This is a genomic window from Halothece sp. PCC 7418 (assembly GCF_000317635.1).
Lineage (GTDB): Bacteria > Cyanobacteriota > Cyanobacteriia > Cyanobacteriales > Rubidibacteraceae > Halothece.
Map to the genome: position 1 here is coordinate 1,418,543 of NC_019779.1, position 19,645 is coordinate 1,438,187.

General features: G+C 43.6%; 32 protein-coding genes and 2 pseudogenes. 13 read left to right on the top strand and 21 right to left on the bottom strand.

Features of this window, described 5'->3' with window-relative positions; genetic code table 11:
- The first annotated feature begins 66 nt into the window (after positions 1–66).
- Positions 67–309 carry a hypothetical protein gene (locus PCC7418_RS06440; protein WP_015225374.1) on the top strand — a complete coding sequence of 81 codons (243 nt, stop codon included), beginning with the start codon at positions 67–69 and terminating at the stop codon, positions 307–309.
- Between the two features lie 8 nt (positions 310–317).
- Here the strand turns inward: PCC7418_RS06440 and PCC7418_RS06445 are convergent, their stop codons facing one another.
- The 9 genes from PCC7418_RS06445 to PCC7418_RS06475 all read right to left on the bottom strand — a co-directional run bounded on the left by PCC7418_RS06445 (position 318) and on the right by PCC7418_RS06475 (position 5,052).
- The gene (locus PCC7418_RS06445) at positions 318–2,873 is read right to left on the bottom strand and encodes an O-antigen ligase family protein (protein WP_015225375.1); all 2,556 of its coding nucleotides are present in this window, start codon (positions 2,871–2,873) and stop codon (positions 318–320) included.
- Positions 2,874–3,016: 143 nt separating this feature from the next.
- On the bottom strand, positions 3,017–3,274 hold the full coding sequence (locus PCC7418_RS06450) for a hypothetical protein (RefSeq protein WP_041596174.1): 258 nt from the start codon (positions 3,272–3,274) through the stop codon (positions 3,017–3,019).
- Positions 3,275–3,357: 83 nt separating this feature from the next.
- Positions 3,358–3,573, bottom strand: a complete 216-nt coding sequence (locus PCC7418_RS06455; protein ID WP_235620755.1) for a hypothetical protein — start codon at positions 3,571–3,573, stop codon at positions 3,358–3,360.
- Positions 3,574–3,593: 20 nt separating this feature from the next.
- Positions 3,594–3,791, bottom strand: a complete 198-nt coding sequence (locus tag PCC7418_RS20190) for a hypothetical protein (RefSeq protein ID WP_171814890.1) — start codon at positions 3,789–3,791, stop codon at positions 3,594–3,596.
- Complete coding sequence (locus tag PCC7418_RS06460; RefSeq protein WP_015225378.1) at positions 3,760–4,086, bottom strand: type II toxin-antitoxin system RelE/ParE family toxin; 327 nt, start codon at positions 4,084–4,086, stop codon at positions 3,760–3,762. Before PCC7418_RS06460 ends, PCC7418_RS20190 begins: the two co-directional genes overlap by 32 nt.
- Complete coding sequence (locus PCC7418_RS06465) at positions 4,070–4,285, bottom strand: hypothetical protein (protein WP_235620756.1); 216 nt, start codon at positions 4,283–4,285, stop codon at positions 4,070–4,072. The genes PCC7418_RS06460 and PCC7418_RS06465 overlap by 17 nt, the downstream gene beginning before the upstream one ends.
- Positions 4,286–4,324: 39 nt before the next feature.
- Positions 4,325–4,540 carry a hypothetical protein gene (locus PCC7418_RS20195; RefSeq protein WP_150107036.1) on the bottom strand — a complete coding sequence of 72 codons (216 nt, stop codon included), beginning with the start codon at positions 4,538–4,540 and terminating at the stop codon, positions 4,325–4,327.
- Positions 4,541–4,543: 3 nt separating this feature from the next.
- Positions 4,544–4,768 carry a type II toxin-antitoxin system MqsA family antitoxin gene (locus PCC7418_RS06470; protein WP_015225380.1) on the bottom strand — a complete coding sequence of 75 codons (225 nt, stop codon included), beginning with the start codon at positions 4,766–4,768 and terminating at the stop codon, positions 4,544–4,546.
- Positions 4,765–5,052 (bottom strand): DUF4258 domain-containing protein, encoded by a 288-nt coding sequence (locus tag PCC7418_RS06475; protein WP_015225381.1) that lies wholly within the window; start codon positions 5,050–5,052, stop codon positions 4,765–4,767. Before PCC7418_RS06475 ends, PCC7418_RS06470 begins: the two co-directional genes overlap by 4 nt.
- Positions 5,053–5,110: 58 nt before the next feature.
- On the opposite strand from PCC7418_RS06475, the gene PCC7418_RS20470 reads away from it, so the two are divergent.
- The gene (locus PCC7418_RS20470) at positions 5,111–5,284 is read left to right on the top strand and encodes a hypothetical protein (RefSeq protein ID WP_171814891.1); all 174 of its coding nucleotides are present in this window, start codon (positions 5,111–5,113) and stop codon (positions 5,282–5,284) included.
- Between the two features lie 164 nt (positions 5,285–5,448).
- Here PCC7418_RS20470 and PCC7418_RS06480 read toward each other — a convergent pair whose 3' ends face one another.
- From PCC7418_RS06480 to PCC7418_RS20475, 3 genes are all read right to left on the bottom strand, one after another.
- A complete protein-coding gene (locus tag PCC7418_RS06480) occupies positions 5,449–5,736 on the bottom strand; it encodes a hypothetical protein (protein WP_051030528.1) in 288 nt (95 codons plus the stop codon).
- Positions 5,737–5,761: 25 nt separating this feature from the next.
- Positions 5,762–5,998, bottom strand: coding sequence for a hypothetical protein (locus tag PCC7418_RS06485; RefSeq protein ID WP_235620757.1), 237 nt, complete (start codon positions 5,996–5,998; stop codon positions 5,762–5,764).
- A gap of 81 nt (positions 5,999–6,079) precedes the next feature.
- The gene (locus PCC7418_RS20475) at positions 6,080–6,223 is read right to left on the bottom strand and encodes a hypothetical protein (RefSeq protein ID WP_171814892.1); all 144 of its coding nucleotides are present in this window, start codon (positions 6,221–6,223) and stop codon (positions 6,080–6,082) included.
- A gap of 226 nt (positions 6,224–6,449) precedes the next feature.
- On the opposite strand from PCC7418_RS20475, the pseudogene PCC7418_RS06490 reads away from it, so the two are divergent.
- A pseudogene (locus PCC7418_RS06490) lies at positions 6,450–6,764 on the top strand (helix-turn-helix domain-containing protein); the annotation flags it as partial.
- A 152-nt stretch (positions 6,765–6,916) separates the two neighbouring features.
- Positions 6,917–7,495, top strand: a pseudogene (locus tag PCC7418_RS06495) (RNA-guided endonuclease InsQ/TnpB family protein); the annotation flags it as partial.
- Here PCC7418_RS06495 and PCC7418_RS06500 read toward each other — a convergent pair.
- The gene (locus PCC7418_RS06500) at positions 7,457–7,747 is read right to left on the bottom strand and encodes a type II toxin-antitoxin system HicA family toxin (RefSeq protein WP_015225384.1); all 291 of its coding nucleotides are present in this window, start codon (positions 7,745–7,747) and stop codon (positions 7,457–7,459) included. The pseudogene PCC7418_RS06495 and the gene PCC7418_RS06500 overlap by 39 nt on opposite strands.
- Entirely contained in the window at positions 7,747–7,956 is a 210-nt protein-coding gene (locus PCC7418_RS06505; protein WP_015225385.1) for a type II toxin-antitoxin system HicB family antitoxin, read from the bottom strand. The genes PCC7418_RS06500 and PCC7418_RS06505 overlap by 1 nt, the downstream gene beginning before the upstream one ends.
- 182 nt (positions 7,957–8,138) lie before the next feature.
- Here PCC7418_RS06505 and PCC7418_RS20480 point away from each other — a divergent pair, with 182 nt between their 5' ends.
- Positions 8,139–8,288, top strand: a complete 150-nt coding sequence (locus PCC7418_RS20480) for a hypothetical protein (protein WP_171814893.1) — start codon at positions 8,139–8,141, stop codon at positions 8,286–8,288.
- On the opposite strand, the gene PCC7418_RS06515 is transcribed toward PCC7418_RS20480, so the two are convergent.
- The 4 genes from PCC7418_RS06515 to PCC7418_RS20485 form a co-directional block, all read right to left on the bottom strand.
- Positions 8,278–8,607 carry a hypothetical protein gene (locus tag PCC7418_RS06515; protein ID WP_015225386.1) on the bottom strand — a complete coding sequence of 110 codons (330 nt, stop codon included), beginning with the start codon at positions 8,605–8,607 and terminating at the stop codon, positions 8,278–8,280. The genes PCC7418_RS20480 and PCC7418_RS06515 overlap by 11 nt on opposite strands.
- Entirely contained in the window at positions 8,561–8,800 is a 240-nt protein-coding gene (locus PCC7418_RS06520; RefSeq protein WP_235620760.1) for a hypothetical protein, read from the bottom strand. Before PCC7418_RS06520 ends, PCC7418_RS06515 begins: the two co-directional genes overlap by 47 nt.
- Positions 8,801–8,999: 199 nt before the next feature.
- Complete coding sequence (locus PCC7418_RS06525) at positions 9,000–9,836, bottom strand: Rpn family recombination-promoting nuclease/putative transposase (protein WP_015225388.1); 837 nt, start codon at positions 9,834–9,836, stop codon at positions 9,000–9,002.
- Positions 9,837–9,876: 40 nt separating this feature from the next.
- On the bottom strand, positions 9,877–10,014 hold the full coding sequence (locus PCC7418_RS20485; RefSeq protein ID WP_171814894.1) for a hypothetical protein: 138 nt from the start codon (positions 10,012–10,014) through the stop codon (positions 9,877–9,879).
- Positions 10,015–10,044: 30 nt separating this feature from the next.
- Here PCC7418_RS20485 and PCC7418_RS06530 point away from each other — a divergent pair, with 30 nt between their 5' ends.
- Complete coding sequence (locus PCC7418_RS06530) at positions 10,045–10,269, top strand: hypothetical protein (protein WP_015225389.1); 225 nt, start codon at positions 10,045–10,047, stop codon at positions 10,267–10,269.
- Positions 10,256–10,603, top strand: coding sequence for a type II toxin-antitoxin system PemK/MazF family toxin (locus PCC7418_RS06535; protein ID WP_015225390.1), 348 nt, complete (start codon positions 10,256–10,258; stop codon positions 10,601–10,603). The genes PCC7418_RS06530 and PCC7418_RS06535 overlap by 14 nt, the downstream gene beginning before the upstream one ends.
- Positions 10,604–11,032: 429 nt before the next feature.
- Here the strand turns inward: PCC7418_RS06535 and PCC7418_RS06540 are convergent, their stop codons facing one another.
- The 3 genes from PCC7418_RS06540 to PCC7418_RS06550 form a co-directional block, all read right to left on the bottom strand.
- A complete protein-coding gene (locus tag PCC7418_RS06540) occupies positions 11,033–11,512 on the bottom strand; it encodes a type II toxin-antitoxin system VapC family toxin (protein ID WP_015225391.1) in 480 nt (159 codons plus the stop codon).
- Positions 11,513–11,514: 2 nt separating this feature from the next.
- Positions 11,515–11,748 (bottom strand): hypothetical protein, encoded by a 234-nt coding sequence (locus PCC7418_RS06545; protein WP_015225392.1) that lies wholly within the window; start codon positions 11,746–11,748, stop codon positions 11,515–11,517.
- A gap of 102 nt (positions 11,749–11,850) precedes the next feature.
- Positions 11,851–14,358: an O-antigen ligase family protein gene (locus tag PCC7418_RS06550; protein ID WP_015225393.1), complete on the bottom strand. Its 2,508-nt coding sequence runs from the start codon at positions 14,356–14,358 to the stop codon at positions 11,851–11,853.
- A 189-nt stretch (positions 14,359–14,547) separates the two neighbouring features.
- On the opposite strand from PCC7418_RS06550, the gene PCC7418_RS06555 reads away from it, so the two are divergent.
- The 6 genes from PCC7418_RS06555 (at position 14,548) to PCC7418_RS06580 (ending at position 19,029) form a co-directional block, all read left to right on the top strand.
- Complete coding sequence (locus tag PCC7418_RS06555; protein ID WP_216086680.1) at positions 14,548–16,020, top strand: DNA phosphorothioation system restriction enzyme; 1,473 nt, start codon at positions 14,548–14,550, stop codon at positions 16,018–16,020.
- Between the two features lie 236 nt (positions 16,021–16,256).
- On the top strand, positions 16,257–16,469 hold the full coding sequence (locus PCC7418_RS06560) for a DUF2892 domain-containing protein (RefSeq protein WP_015225395.1): 213 nt from the start codon (positions 16,257–16,259) through the stop codon (positions 16,467–16,469).
- Positions 16,470–16,502: 33 nt separating this feature from the next.
- The gene (petC, locus tag PCC7418_RS06565) at positions 16,503–17,036 is read left to right on the top strand and encodes a cytochrome b6-f complex iron-sulfur subunit (protein WP_015225396.1); all 534 of its coding nucleotides are present in this window, start codon (positions 16,503–16,505) and stop codon (positions 17,034–17,036) included.
- Between the two features lie 18 nt (positions 17,037–17,054).
- A complete protein-coding gene (locus tag PCC7418_RS06570; protein WP_015225397.1) occupies positions 17,055–17,444 on the top strand; it encodes a NifB/NifX family molybdenum-iron cluster-binding protein in 390 nt (129 codons plus the stop codon).
- A gap of 26 nt (positions 17,445–17,470) precedes the next feature.
- Complete coding sequence (locus tag PCC7418_RS06575) at positions 17,471–18,139, top strand: class I SAM-dependent methyltransferase (protein ID WP_015225398.1); 669 nt, start codon at positions 17,471–17,473, stop codon at positions 18,137–18,139.
- Positions 18,140–18,180: 41 nt separating this feature from the next.
- Entirely contained in the window at positions 18,181–19,029 is an 849-nt protein-coding gene (locus PCC7418_RS06580; RefSeq protein ID WP_015225399.1) for an MBL fold metallo-hydrolase, read from the top strand.
- The last annotated feature ends 616 nt before the right edge of the window (positions 19,030–19,645 follow it).

The following is a 19,645-nucleotide window of genomic DNA, read 5'->3' on the forward strand; positions in this document are numbered from 1 at the left end:
TTCTAAGAAGTTAGGTTACAGTTTATCCCCCCAATCCTCACTAAAACCTTAGAAAGGGGGGCTTTAGTGGATCGGTGTCTAGCGCCAGTTAATCGCAATGGTATTAATTTTGATCCTGAATATCAAAACAAATGGCATTCTTATCAGAAAATAACAGGAGATGTATCAAGAAGTTCTCAATCTAACCCACAAATACGCTTGAATCTGAAAAATAACAATAATCTTAGCAGTGAACTATTAGAATACTTATCAAATAATTCAGATTATCAACAGATTATTGAAATTACAGGATATTTCGATCCAAGCTGATTACGGTATTATTGATATTGATTAAGTTGAAAGTTATTTTGTGTTGGGTGCGGAAGATTGAGCTTTTCGGTTCTAATTTCATTGATTAGCTGCTCAAGGGGAGGAAAAGACCGTGGATAGGAGGGGAATAGATTGAGAGCTTTCGGTAAAGGATGTAATTTCAATTCGGGGGGTTGGAGAATCGTGGCTTGCCTTTCTATATCGTTATTTCTATAAGCGATGGAAAGGGCAGTTCGATTTTTTTGAGGCGGAGCTATTTCAGGTAAAGCACTAATCCAATTTCTCAGTTCCCGTTGTTCTCTGATAGTAGCCCTAAACTGGTCTTTGTCTCCAAAATCAGTTTTAGTATTTTGCTTCCAGTAAGTTTCTAGGTATTCCTCAGGATCAAGCCAAGCTCCTAACAATAAGAGTGGATTTTGATCAGACGTTTTTGATAACTCTGTTTTAATGATGGAGAGGGCAACTTCGGGGGAGTCTTCTGCTGTTATCAGAGCTTGGGTGACTGGGCTTAGTTCATTTAATACCTCAGTTGTGAAGGGCTTTTGATGCCACCATCGAATTAAAATCTCTCGCTCGCGAACACTATTATAGAGATCAGACTCAGAAGGAAGTTTCGCCAGTAGCATCTTGTAGAAGGTGAGGCTTTCTTCTATAACAGCATCTTTTAATTCAGCCAAACGCGGTTGATTCCAAACTTTTGCCACCAAAAATTCAGGATTGTTCAGTCCCTGAAGCGAAAGAGCAGTAATTGCCTGATCGATTAAGCCTTCTTCTAGATAAGCCGTTGCGAGAGCATAATAGGTGTAAGTTGTGTAACTTTGTTCTCGGAATCGAATTTGAACCGCTTGACCTAATAGTTTTTGCGCTTGCTCAGGATCACTCTGGCGTTTGAACAATCCTAAGTGATAAAGAAACATATTGTCTTTTGGAGAGGTTTGCCAAGCCTCTTGAAAAGCATTGATGATCCCTTCTTCTAATTCTTTTGCTCTCTCTTGCTTTGGCGTTTTATTGCGAACTTTGAGAAGCTGAAATCCTAATTCTAAAGAGTAGGTCGGATCCCACCTCACTAGCCCAGATGCATTCAGGAGATCTTCAACGCCTCTAGAAACCTCCCCTGCTTGAAAGTGGTCTCTTGCTTGATCATCCAGCCACATTGCTGTTGTGAGAGGGAAAGAGACAAAACAAGCTAAACCAATAGAAGCAATGCCTCCTAAACTAAACGTACGTCGTTGTGAAGTGGAAACCGATATTGGGCTGGCTAGATCTAATTGGTCAGCTAAAGCTAAAAGGAGAACAACTGACAAGAGGAGAGTGGTACTAATCGGGATATTTTCCAATTGATAATCGGTCAAACTGGATACCCCATAAGCCAATAGGCTGCCTCCAACGCCGTATAAGAGTAAACGCTTCTCACCTGACAGCGATCGCTGCTCAAGGCGAAACCAAAGACGAGTAACTAACCAGGCAAATGCGACCACCGCCCCTAAACCTAACACGCCGAGTTCCCCAAGCAACTGGAGTGGCGTATTGTGAAGCTGTTGCACATTGTAAGTTCCAGATGTTCCGGAAACAATAGGGCGATAAAGGTTATACATCCGCGACATATTCCCAGGTCCAACCCCAAGCAGCGGTCGATCTTGAAAAATATTGAACGCCCCTTGCCATAAAAACAGGCGAAATTCCATGTTCCCATCAAGCTGTATTTGCACAGGTACTGGGTTAGACTCAGTAGGTCCAAACTGAATTAAGTGCTCAACCCGTGGGCTCGTAATAATCGCGATCATCATTGCCAACAATCCTGCAATTAAGGCAATCGCCAGTCGCTTTCTCAAACGTCCCCGAGTCTGCGCGATCGCGAAGATGACGGCTACTGTTGCCAAGGCAATGATTCCCAGCATTCCCCCTCTCGATCCAGTGGTGTAAAGATGGAATAGCATGAGACCACTAACCGCCAAGCCAGTAATCCGTTGCCAACCTGGTCGGGATAGACTCCAAGCAATGGTTAAAGGAAGCACTAAAACCAAATATCCTGCAACAAAGTTATGATGTCCAAGGGGAAAAGGATTACGTAAATATTCAAAGTCTCGTTGGGGCCACCACTTGTATAACCCTACCACTGTGGAAATGCCACCGGTTATTCCCAGTCCCATCCATAACCGTTCCCAAGTCAGGGTTGAATTACCAATCCAATTGCGGGTTACATAAAGCAATACACCGTAGCCCATTGTCACCGCAATATTCTTCGCAGCCACCAGAGGAAACGAGCAAAAGAGACTGGAAAGAATCACTGACAGCGCGATCGCGCACACTGCCCAATCTAAACCATGACCAAGGGGCTTAAATGGCAATTGAAACTGGCGTAACATCCAAATCAGCCAAATCCCTAGGATGAGAAATCCCAGTTGCCAGACAATAATCCAGGGCCAGTCCACCATGAAGCGATAACTCCACGGTAGCCAAGCAAAAGTCACCAAAGTAGCTAAGGCAAGCCAACCTAACCATTGACCTTGCCAAGTTTGAGGAAGAGTAACGCTTTTCGAGTCAGTTGTCGTGTCAGAAGTCATACCGTCTGAGGAAGCAAAAGGCTGGTGTTCATGCCGATTACAGTGTCTTCCCTTAGGCGAAGAACATGAGGCAAGCAAGTCTATTTTAGCTGACAGATTACTTGGAAAGCGCGATCGTTGTTTGAGCAAAGTTTCCCACTTAGCTAAACTAGCAAAACCTTATCATGTTCAGCAAAACTAATCACTAACACTCGTCGCGGAGAAGGTTTTTCATAAACGCGATAAACTAGACGATAAGCAACGTCTTCCCAATCAATTTCTAAAGCGCGGTATCCTCTTAATTTTCCTTTTAGAAGATGATTGGGAAATCCACCACAGTTATAAGGATCAACCACAAAAACTGCATCACAAATATCCTGAAAAAATCTCCTGTAATTCTTGAGAGAGGTTTGGTAAGTCAAAGATTACGCCTTCCTAAACGGAAGGCGTAATCTTTGACCGTTGGTCAGTTTCTCTTACCTCTTGGCGAGTTTTAACTTGATACTTAGACTTGATACCCACGTTCTCGCAATCGCTTTAAAGCCCCATCAACATCAATTTCCTGACCTTCTTCAACTACTGTAATCCATTGGCTGGGGTCATCTGGATCAAGAGAATCAATGCGTTGCAAGGCTTTTCCTTCGGCAGAGTCTGGATTGAGGTACGTCATTTCTCCCTCAATTTCAAAAGGGATCAGGTTTTCTGTTTTGGGATTAGACATAGAGATCATCACCGAATTATTTAAGACTTAATTGCTATTTTAGCTCGATGCTCGTAGAGCCGTGGCTTTGCTACATCGGATTTGGGATGAGATGGGGAGCGCGATCGGTCTTTTAGGATGAGAGGGAAGGCGCGATCGCTGTTTTGGAATGAGAGGGAAGGCGCGATCAGTTGTTGAGGTGAGGGATCAATTCTTAATCCGCGCGATCGCTTTCTCATAAGCAGGATCATGTTCAGCAAAACTAATTACTAAGACTCGTCGTGGAGAAGGCTTTTCATAAACGCGATAAACCAGACGATAAGCAACGCCTTCCCAATCAATTTCTAAAGCACGGTATCCTCTTAATTTCCCTTTCAAAGCATGATTAGGTACTCCACACCTTTGATAAGGATCTCTAGCTATTGCTAACTGATACCCTGAAAAATCATTTTGCAATTGAGCAGGTAAACTGGGAATATCTTCTGTCCTTACAGCTGGGTGAACTTGAACTTGATATTTAGACTTCGTACCCACGCTCTTTTAACCATTGATCTAATGCTTCATCATCAATTTCCTGACCTTCTTCCACAACAGTAATCCATTGCGTGGGATCATCTGGATCAAGAGAATCAATCCGTTGTAAGGCTTTTCCTTCGGCAGAGTCTGGATTGAGGTACGTCATTTCTCCTTCAATTTCAAAAGGGATCAAGTTTTCTGTTTTGGGATTAGACATAGAGATCATCACCGAATTATTTAAGACTTAATTGCTATTTTAGCGCGATACTCGTAGAAGGATGACTTGACCACATCGGGGTTTAGGATGAGAGGGAAGGCGCGATCGCTGTTTGGGATGAGAGAGAAGGCGCGATCGCTGTTTGGGATGAAAGGGAAGGCGCGATCGGGGTGTTGGGGTGAGAAAGAATGCGCGATCGTTGTTTAGGATGAGATGGGGAGCGCGATCGGGCTTTGGGAAGAGTACAATGAGCAAAAGTTAGGCTGCAAATTGTCGAACTTCTAACTGTGTTCCGTGCGCGATCGCGTTTTCTGCTTGTTCTAACAATAAATCAGTTGTCTGCTCACTTAAGTAATACTCACCACAATTTTCACAGACTTCAGCAGGGACATTTTTAAAGATTAAAATAACTCCCTCCCTTTCTAAAGGAACTGTCACTTTACCCTGCTTAGTTTCTCCTTGCTGGCAAATTAAACATTTCATGTCTTTTTTCTCCTCTTATAATCTAATTCCCAGAGTTCAGAATCGGGTTGATAAGTTGTAATAACGTAAGCCCTTCTTGTTTTAAAGTCAAACCCCACCACTACATGAATGGGACGATCAAAAACGAAACCTAAAAATAAGTAACTTGGATAAGGAGAGTCATCAAGATATTCTCTAATTACTTCCCCTGCCGAAAGAACTGTTTTTACTTCAGCTTTGCTAATTTTCCGAGAAAACATTTGCTTAATCGCATGGCTAGAAAAAATTAACTGTTCATATTCCATGCTGTCTTAATCTTTCCTTGTTTCTCTCACCCTCATTAGTCATTAATTATTTTAGCTTATGATTGGTACTGCTAAGAGAGAGAAGGCGCGATCGCTGTTTGGGATGAGGAGGGAGGTGCGATTGAGGGTTGGGGATAGGGAAGGAGGCGCAATCGGGTTTAGTAGGATGAGAAAGAAGGCGCGATCGCTGTTTTGGGATGAGGGGAGTAGCGCGATTAGTATTTTGGGGTGAGGGAGGGAGTAGCGCGATCGCTGTTTTTGGGATTAGGGGATGATCCCCCCTAACCCCCCTTAAAAAAGGGGGGAATAAGAATTGTTGTTTGGGATGAGAGAAGGAAAGCGCGATCGCTGTTTTGGAATGAGAGGGAAGGCGCGATCAGTTGTTGAGGTGAGGGATCAATTCTTAATCCGCGCGATCGCTTTCTCATAAGCAGGATCATGTTCAGCAAAACTAATTACTAAGACTCGTCGTGGAGAAGGCTTTTCATAAACGCGATAAACCAGACGATAAGCAACGCCTTCCCAATCAATTTCTAAAGCACGGTATCCTCTTAATTTCCCTTTCAAAGCATGATTAGGAAATCCACTACAGTTATAAGGATCAGTTTTTAGAAGTGGTTTATAGTGTTCCCAAAATTGATTAACCAGAAACGTTGACAATTCTTTAAAGTCTTCCCTCACCATAGAGGGATGAGTTTGCAAGATATATTTACTCCCCACGAACCTCACTCACTGTTTTAATCTGCCATCCTTCTCGTTTGAGTTGTTTGACTTCTTCTGATGAAATATCTTGATCATCAATGATAGTTATCCATTGCTTGGGATCATCTGGATCAAGAGAATCAATCCGTTGTAAGGCTTTTCCTTCGGCAGAGTCTGGATTGAGGTACGTCATTTCTCCCTCAATTTCAAAAGGGATCAGGTTTTCTGTTTTGGGATTAGACATAGAGATCATCACCGAATTATTTAAGACTTAATTGCTATTTTAGCGCGATACTAGTAGAGGAGTGACTTCGCCACATCGGGTTTAGGATGAGATGGGGAGCGCGATCGGACTTTGGGATGAAGGAAGGCGCGATCGCTGTTTTGGAATGAGAGGGAAGGCGCGATCGGGCGTTGGGGTGAGAGGGAAGGCGCGATTGAGGGTTGGGGATGGGGAAGTAGCGCTCAATATCTGAAGCTAATTAAGCAAATTTATCTCAGTGCGACGAGAAGACCCCCGTTATACCAGAGGTTAACGGGGGATGGGGCGTATAAACATCTGAGGAGACCTCAGATGACAGCCCCTCATGAATCGTAGCCAAATTAAAAAAGCGCGAAAGCGCATCCATAACTTAGCACCTTGTCACATTCTACTAAGCAGCGTATAATAAAGCTATGCTTGAACAACTTGGTCAATGCTCACACTAAACTACCGATACCGTATCTATCCCAACAAACAGCAGGAAGAAACTCTCATTGAGATTCTTGAAATCTGCCGTAGTGCGTATAACTATGCTTTGCGGGAGATTAAAGATTGGTGTGGTAGTCGAAAATGTAGTATTGACCGATGCAGCTTAGTCTCAGAATATATCATTCCCGCCGATGAAAAATTTCCCAGTGAGTTAAAGCAACTCAACGCGCTTCCCAAAGCGAAGAAACAATTCCCAAAATTAAAGAAAGTCCCATCTCAAGTCTTGCAGCAAACAATCAAGCAGCTACATAGAGCATTTGTTCTTTGTTCTTTGTTCTTCGTTCTTTGTTATTTTGTTCTTTGTTGGCTGTTAATCAATGAACCATGAACTATGAACCATGAACCACGAACCACGAACCACGAACCATGAACCATGAACCATGAACATCCACCGACTCACTTTTTTTCAAGACCATGCAAAGGAAGCTGGGATTGCTCCAACGCAGATTAAGTCGAAAAAAGAGAGGGTCTAAAAACTACCATAAGCAGAGACTTAAAGTAGCACGGCTGCACCACAAAATTGATAACGCGAGAAAAAACTTCCACTACCAAACCGCACACCAACTGTGCAATCAAGCAGACCTGATTTTTGTCGAAGACTTAGATTTTCGCATGACTGCCAAAGGGATGTTTGGCAAGCAGATGCTAGATGCAGGGTTTGGACAATTCCGACAAATTCTCAAAGAAGTCTGTTGGAAGCGGGGAAAGTATTTCGCAGAAGTGGATGCAAAAGGAAGCACCCAAACTTGTCCAAGATGTAGCACTCATGTTGGGAAAGATCTCAGTGTGAGGATTCATGAATGTCCTCAGTGCAACTTAGTCGCGGATCGGGATGTGGCTGCTGCTTGTGTGCTACGAAATCGAGGAATCGAAAAGATCAATAGTACCGTCGGACAGGCGGGAAGCAAAACGCCTAGGCAATCGGGCTGTCGGGAGACTGGGATTCTAGTCTTAGATCAGTGGTGTAATCCCATCCATGGGAATAACTAGGAAGCCCCCGCTATAACGAAGTTTAGCGGGGGAGGATGTCACTAATTCATCTACATTTAAATCAGCATCCCTTAAAATTTTTCGTAATAGTCCTCTTCCAATATCTTGACCTTGATGTATTGGTATCGTGACAACTCTTCCATCAGGATGTTTTAATCGCAAATGACTTCCTCGCTGCCGAACTGCTTCAAAACCTGCTTTTTTGAGAGCTTTCACTAATTTTTCTGTTTTGATAATGGGAAGTTTTGACATTAAACTTCTATCTTTTGAATCCCTACAAATTCATTTTTGTGCTGATGATCTTCATCTTCTAAACATAGGTGAATGACTTCTTTAATATTGGTCATTAACTCATCTAAAGTCTGACCTTGGCTATAACATCCTTGTAACTGAGGAACTTCACCAACGAAGTAACCATCTTCATCCTTTTCAACCAGAACATAAAATTCTCGATTAGGCATTTGCTCTCTCTTATTATTGATTGTTCTTTTGTTTAGTTTAACTTGATTTAACGAGTTTTTCTGCGAGAACTCAATTGAGACTTTGCATTACTAGCTATAACTCATCAGGGTTTTGGAGGGAGTAGCGCAATTAACTGCGCTACTTGCTAAAGGCAATTGGGTGTTGAGGATAGCACACAAGAGTGCGATCACTGTTTTTGGTGATTGGGGAGGCGCAATCGGGGTTTGGGGTGAGGGAAGGCGCGATCGGTGTTTTTGGGATGAGGGAGGGAGTAGCGCGATCGCTGTTTGGGGATGAGAGGGAAGGCGCGATCGGATTGCTCAATTTTTAACTCGCGCCACAGCTTTTTCATAGGCAGGATCATGTTCAGCAAAACTAATCACTAACACTCGTCGCGGAGAAGGTTTTTCATAAACGCGATAAACTAGACGATAAGCAACGCCCTCCCAATCAATTTCTAACGCCCGATATCCTTTTAATTTCCCTTTTAGAGGATGATTGGGAAAGCCACCGCAACGATAGGGATCAGCCTTCAAAATTAACTGGTAAATTTCCCAGAAATCCCTTTCCAGTACATCTGGTAAACTCTTCAAGTCTTCATTTTCAACTTTCGGATGAGTTTTGAAAAGATACTTGGATCGAATAGCCACGTTCTCGTAATCGCTTATTTAATAAATCAACATCAATTTCTTCTTCAATTGTTCCATGAGTTGACCATAATTGTTCAGGAACTGCTTGTTCAATCCGTTGTAAGGCTTTTCCTTCGGCGGAGTCTGGATTGAGGTAAGTCATTTCTCCCTCAAATTCAAAAGGGATCAAGTTTTCTGTTTTGGGATTAGACATAGAGATCATCACCGAATTATTTAAGACTTAATTGCTATTTTAGCTCGATGCTCGTAGAGCCGTGGCTTTGCTACATCGGGATTTAGTATGAGAGAGGAAGCGCGATCGGGTTTTGGAATGAGAGGGAAGGCGCGATCGGGTTTTGGAATGAGAGGGAAGGCGCGATCGGGGTTTCGGAAAGATTTTGTCCCATTTCAAGTTACTTTTGTTTTTGATTCGCCTGTTCTTTGACCACTTCTAGGGGTAAATCTAACCACTGCGCGATCGTACCTAACTCAACACCAGACTCTAGCATTCGAGACACAACTTCCAGTTTTCCTTCTTGTTTTCCTTCTTGTTTTCCTTCCAGTTTTCCTTCTTGTTTTCCTTCCAGTTTTCCTTCTGTAAACACTTCTTGATAAAAGCGTGTTTGTTTTAAATCATCGACTCCTAACATTGCTGCAATCTCCTTTCGAGTCTTCTGTGGAAACTTATAAACAATAATGCTTTCTATTAAATCTATAATATCGTTTCTGAGTTGCTTTTCTTCTACCCCCTCTGTAACGACTTGTAATAAATCTTGCGCTTTTTGGGAAGTTTCTTTTTCTCTTGCTGTCACTAATTTGACTAAGCGCACTCCCAAAGGACAATTTTCTCCTTCCTCTAATTCATCGAGATAAATCCGAGTCACTTGTTCTAAGTTTAATAGAGGTTGGAAATGAGAATCACCACTCCTTTCTACTCTGCGAGTCGGATAAATTACCACCACCCGCCAGGGATAAATCGGCTGATATTGTCTTAGGTAGAGAAAAAGCTCGGAAAAAAGGCGAGAGTAAAGATGCTCATCAGGTTGAAACTGCACTTCTACCACATACAGTGGGCTGTTGGGTTCTCCATTTTTCGGAAGAAATACCCCATCAATACGAAAGGCGAGTTGTTTGACTTCTACAGAAGTAAATTCATAATTAGTAACTGGTTCAGAGCTATTAGATAGCAGTTCAAATAAAATTTGGGGTCGGATTTGGAAGAGGCGGTAAAAAAGGCTGTCTGTCTTCAACTTCTTGGATTTAGTAGCAGTTAATGCTTGTTTCAGATTATTATATCTCTAGCCATAATGAAGTTAATTGTTGCTTGAGATGCGAAGGAAGCGCGATCGCTGTTTTGGGATGAGAGGGGAGGCGCGATCGCGAAACATAGGCGGAACCTAATCGCTCTTTTGTTAAAGTAGATAGCAAAGCACATCATCAAGTTGAAACGATTAAGCAATGACAATGAACACCCAACTTATTGAATCCCTTATTCAAGCTATTCGTTCACTGTCTCAAGAAGAACAAGCAATGCTAGAAGAAAAGCTTTTTTTTGAAAATACTTACCCTTCAACCAATGATTTAATTGCATTAAGTCTTTATAGTAATAGTTTAGACTTTCTAGCGGAAGAACCCGACATATATACCTCTAAGGACGGAGAACCTATCAATGCAACTGAGTAAAGGTGATATTGTGCTTGTCCCTTTTCCTTTTTCTAACTTTACTCAAACTAAACTCCGACCTGCAGTAATTTTATGGGTTGATCTTAAAGGACAGGATGTAACGCTTTGCTTTATTTCCTCGCAATCACTTTCCGAAACCAGTGACGATGAATTTGTTATCAATTCAAACGATCCAGAATTTTCTCTAACAGGACTCAAACTCACCTCAAAAGTTAAAGTTTCAAAAATTATAACCCTTGAACGGAAATTATTGAGGCGACGCTTAGGAAAATTAGGCGAACAACAACTCAATCTTCTTAACCAAACTTTGGTTAAAGTATTTGATTTAAAGTAGGGTCTGCAAGAAGATGATCACTTCATAAGAATCGCTGTTTTGGGATGAGAGGGAAGGCGCGATGGGTGATATCCCCCCTAACCCCCCTTCAGTAAAGGGGGGAATAAGAATTGCTGTTTGGGATGAGATGGGGAGCGCGATCGGGTTATAGCTTTGAACTCTCCACGGATTAAAATCGCGTGGATTCCAATCGAAACCACTCAATGGATTAAAATCACAAATCGAGTGTTAGAAAGGAGTCTCGCGAAGCCGGAGCGAAGTGAGGATGACACGTTCAAAGATGTTATACAGACCTTGGCTCGCGCGAAAGTCTAGCTGTATCTCTACTTTTTTTTAATAAGCCTGACGGGTTTTTCACCATCTTTGAGGTTGTTCTATTCTAGCAGACACAGAGGACTAAAGTCCTCCCTTGGAAAAATCTTGTTACGTTCAGAAGATTTGAGGATCTACTGTCCAATCTTCTATCTTTAAATTAGGAATTTTATTAAAATCGGCAACATTTCGAGTTAATAAAATTAAGTTGCGAGACAGCGCGATCGAATCTTCGATTCGCTGAGCCTTTGGCTCAATCGCGCCAATTCTCAAATCCATCGTCGAACCGCGAACTTTGTTCTCTCTTAATTCATTAAAAATAGAAACGGCTACCATATCAAACCGTAAAATAGAAAACGAGGTGAATCCTTGAAGAATTTCTTGCAATAAGGTGTAGCCACGAATAATATCCCTATTGGTTCGAGCGCGATTAATAAAATTGTGAGCGCCAAGAACTTGCTCATGGAAACTGATAATTGATACAGCAAATTCTGTCGAAGAATATTGATTCATGCGAGTCATTAATTGAGTAAACTCTTTCCCCGATCCGCGCTGTAAAAAACTGAAATGATCGGTATCGAGCAGATATTTCACCACTATTAACTCTCTTCCTCTTTCGGCTGATCTTGCTGACGGAAAGAACGCCCATACTCCAGAGCTTCCAAAAATGCTACTTCATCAGAAATTGAACCAATCAATTGTTGCAATCCCTCTTTAGAGGAGGGTTTGCTTTCTACCTTTTGCTGCAGATCGGAAACGGTTTGCTCAAGTTTTACTAAACGTTGTTCTAGGTTTTTCTGGTCTAACATAGCCTTGGGGTTAGAGGTGGACATAATTCAGCTTTTTTTCCTCAGTTAATTAGTTAAATTTTAGCAAATGAGAAAAGCGTGTTTACGAAGCATAGGTGAAGCCTAATCCCAATCATTTTTTTAAGATCAAAGTTTGTCTAATAAAGACTCTCGTTGCGATGTTAACGCCTGATCTAATTCTGGAAAATAAGCCGAGGTGGGAAACACTGGCTTAAACCAGAGACTGATCGGTAAATTCTCCACAACTCTAAAATAATCGCTGGGGACTGCTCCTCCCATCTGACGCATATTGACGTTAAATCCCAATCTTTTTCTGCGATATTGCCAAATCGGAGGATTCTGTTTTAACCATTCCTCAAATGTCTCAGCATTTTCCATCGTCGTTAAAACCTCTGCTAAGTATTGCTCTGGTAATCTTTCTTTTCTGGCTTTGAGTGCAGCTTGCTGTAATAATTGAGAGCGATTACTGGGATTTGACCATGCAGAAAACACCAGTTTGGCAGGTGAGGGAGAAAGTTGCTGTTCAACGGTTGCGACTTCTTCACCCAGACTAATCTTTAATAAGGCTTGGCTTAACCCGTCACCATACTGCTCTAAATCTTCACCAGCTGCGGTTAAATTACCTTGCCACCAGAGAAAAATACCACGCACACGATGAAAATAAGGAATTAAGTCTGGAGGTAAAGTGTCTTGGTTGAGGAAATTACTGCATTGCGCGATCGCGCTTTCTAAAACTTGCGGATAAATCGGCTGTAAAATCCGCAACTGCCAAAGAGGAGTGGTAATAAAACTGGGATCTCTCAACACTTCCAAAGTTAACGCTTCAACCGCTAATTCCCTTTGATTTTGAGCGAGGAGACTCAGACCTAATCCGTAGAAAATCCCCCGTTTGGCTGGAACCAGTTGTGCTGATTCGGCAAAAGCAGTTGTCGCTGCTGTTGGATTCCCAGCTTTGAGATGCAACCATCCTAAGTTAGTATAACCAAACTCGCGATCGCGCGATGCGTTTAATCCCGCTTCAAACCCCTTAATCGCTTGGGGTAATAAGGCTTGTTCTTGAGAGGGATTATTAGAAGTCAAAGCAATATCTCCTAAATTCCAGCCCAATTGATAAGGATAATAAGGTTCCCAAGGTACAAGTTCATGGGCTTGCGTTAACTTATCTATAAACAGATCAAGATTGACCTCTTCTTGGGCTAACCCACTAAAGCCTTGAGTTGAAGTTGCCCAAGCGCGATGAATGGGAATTAACCAGATAATAACCGCAACAAGGAATCCACATCCAGCCCAAGCCAACCGATATCCTGACTGTAGCGCAAGGAATTCCTGCTTTCGTAGTGTGGAGGCAATGACAGCTAAATAAATGACTAATGTTCCACTAATTGCAATGTTGTCTAACTGGTAATCTGTCAAACTGAGAGTAAAGTAACCAATGAATGCACAGAAAAGACTTCCTGTGAGAATAAAGTCCGTTGTTTCTAGCTCACGAACCCACCACCGTCGCCCTAAATATAATAATAAAAAGATTGCCCCCAGTTGAAGCAGAACCGCCCAAAGTCCTAATTCAGCAAATAATTGAGCGGGTGTACTATGTAACTGATAAATCAACTGGGCTTCATATCCAGCCCAATGGGGAAAATACTCTTGATATAACCAAGGGACATTTCCTAAGCCGATTCCAGTCAGGAAATGACTGCTTCCCATGTCCCAGCCGACAGTCATTGTAATCAAGCGATATGCAAATTGTCCGCCTCCTTCTCCTGATAAAACAGCAAACAACAAACTGCGGAGGCGATTATTTGCCAAAATAAAGAGGAGGACAAGTAAAATGCTTCCGAGCGCACTTAGAATTAACCATAATCGAGGGAGAGAACTCCGCACTAATAGAATAATTAATCCCGTCAATAAAACAACGAAAAAACCTAACCATCCTCCCCGAGAACTGGTGGTATATAAATCAAGTAACCCCACCGCTACACCTGCGATCCAAACCCATCGTCGCCAACCTGATTCCACAATTCCCAATGCAATCAGTAAAGGAAGGACTAACACCAAATAGCCAGCAACATAATTTTGATGTCCTAAAGGGGCCCAGTTTCGTAACTCCAAAACAGAGAAGTCAAATCTGACATTGACACCCAACTCTCTCAAAGATTGTAAACGCTCTAATTCTGGTAAAAAGGTCTGAACCCCCCAGACAAGAAGACTGACAAGAATAAAAGCAATGGCAAGTCCACCCTGAAATTGTAATAACCGATATCGTTTTTGGGGAGAAACTAACCCATGATTGAGAGCATATAGTGCAAGAATTAAACAGAGAGTTGTCCAACTATACCAGATCGCTTTCTGAGGAATTTCAGCATAAAGGGTGGTGATGATTAAGCTGATGATCACTAAGGCTATCCAAATATCAATTTTGTTACCCAGTTGGGGAAAGCAATTTTCCCGAAGAAGAATGCTGAGAAACCACAAGACAGGACAAATGATGCCCACTTGCCAAATCAATACCCAGGGCCAAGCAACCATTAAGCTATGACTATCTGGGATCAGCGTCAATAAAATATAAAAGAAGCCAGTTAGTAGCGCAAACAATTGACCGCTACTGCGTTTGGATTGAGATTGAAGAGGATTCATGGAGTTTAATCTGCACAAGCGATAGTTATCTTTCTATACTTCTGTCCAAAATACTCTACCCAGCCTCGGAAAGACGACCAAGCAGCATATCTTTCTTGCCCGTGCTATTTCTCCCTACGGCGCTCGCGTAGGGACTCCCGCACTCTCGTTGCATTAAGATAAAAATTGGTGATCTTGATGGTGATGGGCATGAGCCAGATTCAAACGACAATTCATTGGGAAATCCTTGCACAAAATTATGAACAGTCTCATCGCCGTCAGGGAAACCTTCGCGAGAAGCCAAGAGGGTATCATTTTCAGCGTCTGGGATCTCCTCGACTTCCTTCAGATTTGGTTTTAAGAGACTATCAAACCCAAGCCGTGGTCAGTTGGTTTCGTCAACGAGGGCGGGGAATGCTCAAAATGGCGACGGGAAGCGGTAAAACCATTACCGCCTTGGCAATTACTACGGAACTCCATGAGAAGATTGGTTTACAAGCGTTATTGGTGGTCTGTCCTTATCGTCATCTGGTCACGCAATGGGCGCGAGAATGTGGAAAGTTTAATTTACAGCCCCTTTTAGCATTTGAAAGTGTCGAACAATGGCAACGAACTTTATCGAATCAGCTTTATCATCTCACCAAGGGCACGCAAGACTTTTTAACCATTATTACCACTAAGGCGACCCTGATCAAGGAAGGTTTTCAATCGCAACTGCCTTATTTCCCAGAAAAAACGCTCATTGTTGGTGATGAAGCCCATCATTTGGGAACGCCACGCTTGCTTGCTAGTTTACCCTCTCAAATTGGCTTACGTCTTGGATTATCGGCAACCCCAGAACGCTATTTTGATGAAACGGGAACCGATGGGGTCTTTCACTATTTTGGTGCGACCTTAAGTCCTCAGTTTACGCTTGCAGACGCGATCGCGCAAGGAGCTCTCGTCCCTTATTTCTACTATCCCCTGTTTGTGGAGTTAACTGCTGCGGAAGCCTTGACTTATGCCAAATTCACCAAACGCATTGGTTGGGCGTTAGCTGATAACCCCAATTGGAATACCAATGAGACCTTAACGTCTTTACTGATGCAGCGATCGCGCTTAGTCGGTACTGCGGAAAATAAACTTCCTACCCTCGCTCGCTTAATGTCCACCCGCTTAGACACCAGTCATACTTTATTTTATTGTGGCGATGGCGCGATCGAAACGCGATCGGATGGCATTCATCGTCAAGTGGCTGCAGTGACTCGTCTACTCGGAAATGAACTGGGGTTTCGAGTCCATAGCTATACCGCCGAAACGCCAATGAAAGAAAGAGAACAATTACGAATCCAGTTTGAACAGGGGGAACTGCAAGGGTTAGTCGCGATTCATTGTTTAGACGAAGGGGTCGATATTCCAGCAATTCGTCATGCGGTAATTTTAGCGAGTACAGGAAACCCCCGCCAATTTATCCAACGACGAGGGCGCGTCTTACGTCCTCATTCTGGTAAAACTGAGGCGACTATTTTTGATATGATTGCCATTCCGCCACAGCTTGATCGGGAAACTTGGGAGGTGGAACGCAACTTATTACGGAAAGAATTAAAACGATTTCTGGAATTTGCCAAACTCGCTAAAAACGCAGCAGCAGCCAGTGAGAAATTACTCACCCTACAGGAACAATATAGACTCCCTCCAGACTAGTGGTCTGTCAACTTTGAAATGATCGGTGGCAGTTGAGCGGGAGATAGGGGGAAAGGGAGATGGGGAGAAATAGTAATCCCTCAATTCAAACATAATTGAGGATGAACGCGCACTTGGCAGTGGTTAACATTGCTTTCTTCGGTTCACAAGGGAATCTAACATTTGTCAACTTTATAGCTATTTAGTTATATTATAAAGTATAAGGAACTTTGATTCACCCATGGAGGATAAGACCTATGTTTACCAACGTCGGCACGACGGATCGCTTGTTGCGACTGCTAATCGCCAGTGTATTGTTCTACCTTGGACTCTTTTCCTATGCTGGGTCAGCCCTAGGCATTGGTTTAGATGTGGCTGGGGCTGTTGCCCTGCTGACAGGGTTGTTCGGTTTTTGTGGTCTCTATCGACTGCTGGGTCTGAATACCCACCAGTCCAATCCAAACTCATAGTCAACATTATTGTTAAATGGAAGTGAATGCACCATGAATAATGCAATTCCCAATGAAAGTCCAGAACTCTCGCGACGGCAATTACTCAACTTTTTGACTGGTGCGACTGTGGCAGCTACGGTTGGAGCAGCGTTGTATCCAGTGAGCCAATTTTTTGTCCCTCCTCGGGAAGTTAATGCAGGGGGTGGTATTTTAGCTAAAGACAAGCTCGGTAACCCCATTCCAGCTAGCCAAATCTTGGCAAATCCTCCAGGAACCCGAGCCTTGATTGCTGGTCTGGCTGGTGAACCCACCTATCTGATTGTTCAGGAGGATGGCACACTCGGCGATCGCGGTATTGTCAATAATTGTACCCACTTGGGCTGCACGTTCCCTTGGAATGAGAATGCTGAGCAGTTTCAATGTCCTTGTCATGGCTCGTTATATGATCCCGCAGGCAATGTTGTGCGGGGGCCTGCTCCACTGCCCCTTAAGCTGGTTCATGTAACAGTCAAGGATGATGCAATTTGGCTATATCCCTGGACAGAGACAGATCCGCGTACAGGTGAACAACCCTGGTGGGTCTAAATAGAGATGGAGAAAATCATGAAAATTGCGATCGCGAGTCAGAATAAAACGAGTGTAACTGGGCATACAGGACGCTGCCAGAAGTTCTGGATTTATGAAATTAATGAGCAGGAAATTACTAAGAAATCCCTGCTGGAATTACCTAAGGAGCAATCCTTGCATAATAGCTCCCCTGATGAATCGCATCCTCTCAACGGGGTACAGGTGTTAATATCTGGCGGGATGGGGCGTGGGCTTGTCCGACGGCTTGCCTCCTATGGCATTGAAGGTCTTATTACCCAAGAAACCGATCTGGAGAAAGCCTTGGCTGCTTATCTGGATGGAACACTGGTACGGGAAGAACCAGAAGCCCATGAGCATGGGCATGATGTAGATAGTGAGCATGATCATGAACACTGCCATCACTAAATAAATTGAGCCAATTCAAGTTAACAATGAATTTTATCGCACTGACACAACTCCCGAAAAGGCTATTTGCTTGGGGATTAGCAAAGGCGAACACTGCCGACCAAACATCCATTAAGCTAAGTAACTGTCGAGAACATAGTAGCTTGGCTGACCTCAAACGATCGCTGCTCGGTCAGATTCAGGGAACGGTGTTAGAAATTGGTCCCGGTGCAGGGTCAAATTTTGCCTACTACCCCACCGATATACACTGGATTGGGGTAGAGCCGAACCCCTTTATGTCTTCCTATTTGCACCAAGAAGCCACGCAACGGGGAATTCAGAGCATTGAGCTTTATGAAGGTGCTGCCGAAAACCTACCCGTTGAAGCTGACAGCGCGGATGTGGTCGTCAGTTCCCATGTCTTGTGTTCGGTGAGCAACTTGGATCAGGCTTTACAGGAAGTGCAGCGAGTGCTCAAACCAGGGGGTCAATTTATCTTCTTAGAGCACGTCGCTGCTGAGAGTTGCACTTGGACTCGACGAATCCAAGAGGGAGTGGCCCCGCTTTGGAAAAGCCTCTTTGATAACTGCCATCTGAATCGGGAAACATGGCAAGCGCTAGAAGCAGCGGGTTTTGCAACGCTTGATTATCATCATTTCCAGATTCCTCTACCCCTGGTTAGTCCTCACATTGCTGGAATTGCCACGATGCCCTAGTCAGCATAATTGACTCTTTAAGTACGAGAGGTTAACCCTTGATGACATACGGCAACCCGACTCTTCAAATCACGGTATTGGTGGAAAATACAGCAGGCGGACGCGGTTTACTGGGGGAACATGGCATCGCCTTTCTGCTGGAAACAGACCATCATCGCCTTCTTTTTGACACGGGACAAGGAATGGCGCTCCCCCACAATGCCCGACAATTGGGGATCTCCTTGCAGAATTTAGACGCGATCGTCCTCAGTCATGGTCACTATGACCACAGTGGCGGTTTACCTGCCCTGTTAGAGCACACTTCGCAGACTGATTTATTTTTGCATCCAGCAGCCATTGAGCCGAAGTACAGTGCTCGCGGTGACATTGGTTCTCCCTTGCAGGATGAAGACAGCTTAAAAAGCCTGGTTCGTCGTCTGGTCTGGACGGACAAAGTCACAGAAATTGTTGAGGGAATCTGGGTGACGGGACCCATCCCCCGTCAGCATCCCTTAGAAGATACAGGAGGTCAGTTTTGGCGCACCGAAAACCAAGCCACGCTCGATACCTTACCCGATGACCAAGCCCTCTTTGCTGCAACTCCCCAAGGCTGGGTTGTGATTTTAGGCTGTGCCCACGCTGGCGTGATCAATACTCTGAACTATATTGCCCGCCTCACCGGTACGGATCGCTTTGCTGCTGTCATTGGTGGTATGCACCTGTTAAAGGCTAGTGAACCCCGTATCCAGGCGACCCTAGAGTGCCTAAAATATTATGATGTGCAGGTGATTGGGGCTAACCATTGTACCAGTCTCAAGGCAATCACCACTTTTTTACATGAACTGCGCGATCGCTGCATCGATTGTCGGGTTGGGACACGACTTAATTTTAGTCAAGAGGGAGTTGATTAATTTTCTTGAATCCTCATCTTGCCTGCGATAACAAACATCGCGCTATCTGAAATCAACTCGCCTGTTGGGAGATGGGGAGATTGGGGGATGGGGGGGGAGATTTCATGACTCTTTTTTCTGATTAATTCGTCAAAAAGTAAGAAAAAAGCATCGATTGTCCTCAAGACGCTTTCAGGACTTGTCCTGTCAATTTAAGGGGGAGAATAAAACAGCCCTGCGCTCAATAAGGGGAATCCCCCCTAACCTCCTCACGCTTGGCTCCGGCTTCGTAAGGGGGGAACGATGAATCAAGTTTTTACATAAGAATGAGAACTGCTATAGTTGAGTTGGTTTGATTTAATTGACATACTCACCGCCCTAGAAGGACGGTGATTCTTCGGTCTTCACAGATTCCGAATTACTGGTTCAGCGACACCACTTACTGATTTAAGTTTCCCTGAATCAACAGAGGTGGGAGTCTCCCCAGTCGTTTCCTATGCACGAGGCAGTTCCCCAATGCCCTTGGGTACTTTTAGACAATCAAAACTTATTGTTGATTGGTTTAATCTCGGCGAGAGATCAAGGTTTTTAGACTGGTTGAATACCTTTCCAGCGTTTTCCTATATTAACACAAGAA

What these genes read in the sequence shown, in the direction of transcription:
- PCC7418_RS06445 (WP_015225375.1), bottom strand. Translation starts at nt 2,873, where the DNA reads ATGACTTCTGACACGACAACTGACTCGAAAAGCGTTACTCTTCCTCAA.
- PCC7418_RS06455 (WP_235620755.1), bottom strand. Translation starts at nt 3,573, where the DNA reads ATGTCTAATCCCAAAACAGAAAACCTGATCCCTTTTGAAATTGAGGGA.
- PCC7418_RS20190 (WP_171814890.1), bottom strand. Translation starts at nt 3,791, where the DNA reads ATGAGAAAGCGATCGCGCGGATTAAGAATTGATCCCTCACCTCAACAA.
- PCC7418_RS06465 (WP_235620756.1), bottom strand. Translation starts at nt 4,285, where the DNA reads ATGTCTAATCCCAAAACAGAAAACTTGATCCCTTTTGAAATTGAAGGA.
- PCC7418_RS06470 (WP_015225380.1), bottom strand. Translation starts at nt 4,768, where the DNA reads ATGAAATGTTTAATTTGCCAGCAAGGAGAAACTAAGCAGGGTAAAGTG.
- PCC7418_RS06475 (WP_015225381.1), bottom strand. Translation starts at nt 5,052, where the DNA reads ATGGAATATGAACAGTTAATTTTTTCTAGCCATGCGATTAAGCAAATG.
- PCC7418_RS20470 (WP_171814891.1), top strand. Translation starts at nt 5,111, where the DNA reads ATGATTGGTACTGCTAAGAGAGAGAAGGCGCGATCGCTGTTTGGGATG.
- PCC7418_RS06480 (WP_051030528.1), bottom strand. Translation starts at nt 5,736, where the DNA reads ATGGTGAGGGAAGACTTTAAAGAATTGTCAACGTTTCTGGTTAATCAA.
- PCC7418_RS06485 (WP_235620757.1), bottom strand. Translation starts at nt 5,998, where the DNA reads ATGTCTAATCCCAAAACAGAAAACCTGATCCCTTTTGAAATTGAGGGA.
- PCC7418_RS06500 (WP_015225384.1), bottom strand. Translation starts at nt 7,747, where the DNA reads ATGTCAAAACTTCCCATTATCAAAACAGAAAAATTAGTGAAAGCTCTC.
- PCC7418_RS06505 (WP_015225385.1), bottom strand. Translation starts at nt 7,956, where the DNA reads ATGCCTAATCGAGAATTTTATGTTCTGGTTGAAAAGGATGAAGATGGT.
- PCC7418_RS06520 (WP_235620760.1), bottom strand. Translation starts at nt 8,800, where the DNA reads ATGTCTAATCCCAAAACAGAAAACTTGATCCCTTTTGAATTTGAGGGA.
- PCC7418_RS06530 (WP_015225389.1), top strand. Translation starts at nt 10,045, where the DNA reads ATGACAATGAACACCCAACTTATTGAATCCCTTATTCAAGCTATTCGT.
- PCC7418_RS06535 (WP_015225390.1), top strand. Translation starts at nt 10,256, where the DNA reads ATGCAACTGAGTAAAGGTGATATTGTGCTTGTCCCTTTTCCTTTTTCT.
- PCC7418_RS06545 (WP_015225392.1), bottom strand. Translation starts at nt 11,748, where the DNA reads ATGTCCACCTCTAACCCCAAGGCTATGTTAGACCAGAAAAACCTAGAA.
- PCC7418_RS06550 (WP_015225393.1), bottom strand. Translation starts at nt 14,358, where the DNA reads ATGAATCCTCTTCAATCTCAATCCAAACGCAGTAGCGGTCAATTGTTT.
- PCC7418_RS06555 (WP_216086680.1), top strand. Translation starts at nt 14,548, where the DNA reads ATGAGCCAGATTCAAACGACAATTCATTGGGAAATCCTTGCACAAAAT.
- PCC7418_RS06560 (WP_015225395.1), top strand. Translation starts at nt 16,257, where the DNA reads ATGTTTACCAACGTCGGCACGACGGATCGCTTGTTGCGACTGCTAATC.
- petC (WP_015225396.1), top strand. Translation starts at nt 16,503, where the DNA reads ATGAATAATGCAATTCCCAATGAAAGTCCAGAACTCTCGCGACGGCAA.
- PCC7418_RS06570 (WP_015225397.1), top strand. Translation starts at nt 17,055, where the DNA reads ATGAAAATTGCGATCGCGAGTCAGAATAAAACGAGTGTAACTGGGCAT.
- PCC7418_RS06575 (WP_015225398.1), top strand. Translation starts at nt 17,471, where the DNA reads ATGAATTTTATCGCACTGACACAACTCCCGAAAAGGCTATTTGCTTGG.
- PCC7418_RS06580 (WP_015225399.1), top strand. Translation starts at nt 18,181, where the DNA reads ATGACATACGGCAACCCGACTCTTCAAATCACGGTATTGGTGGAAAAT.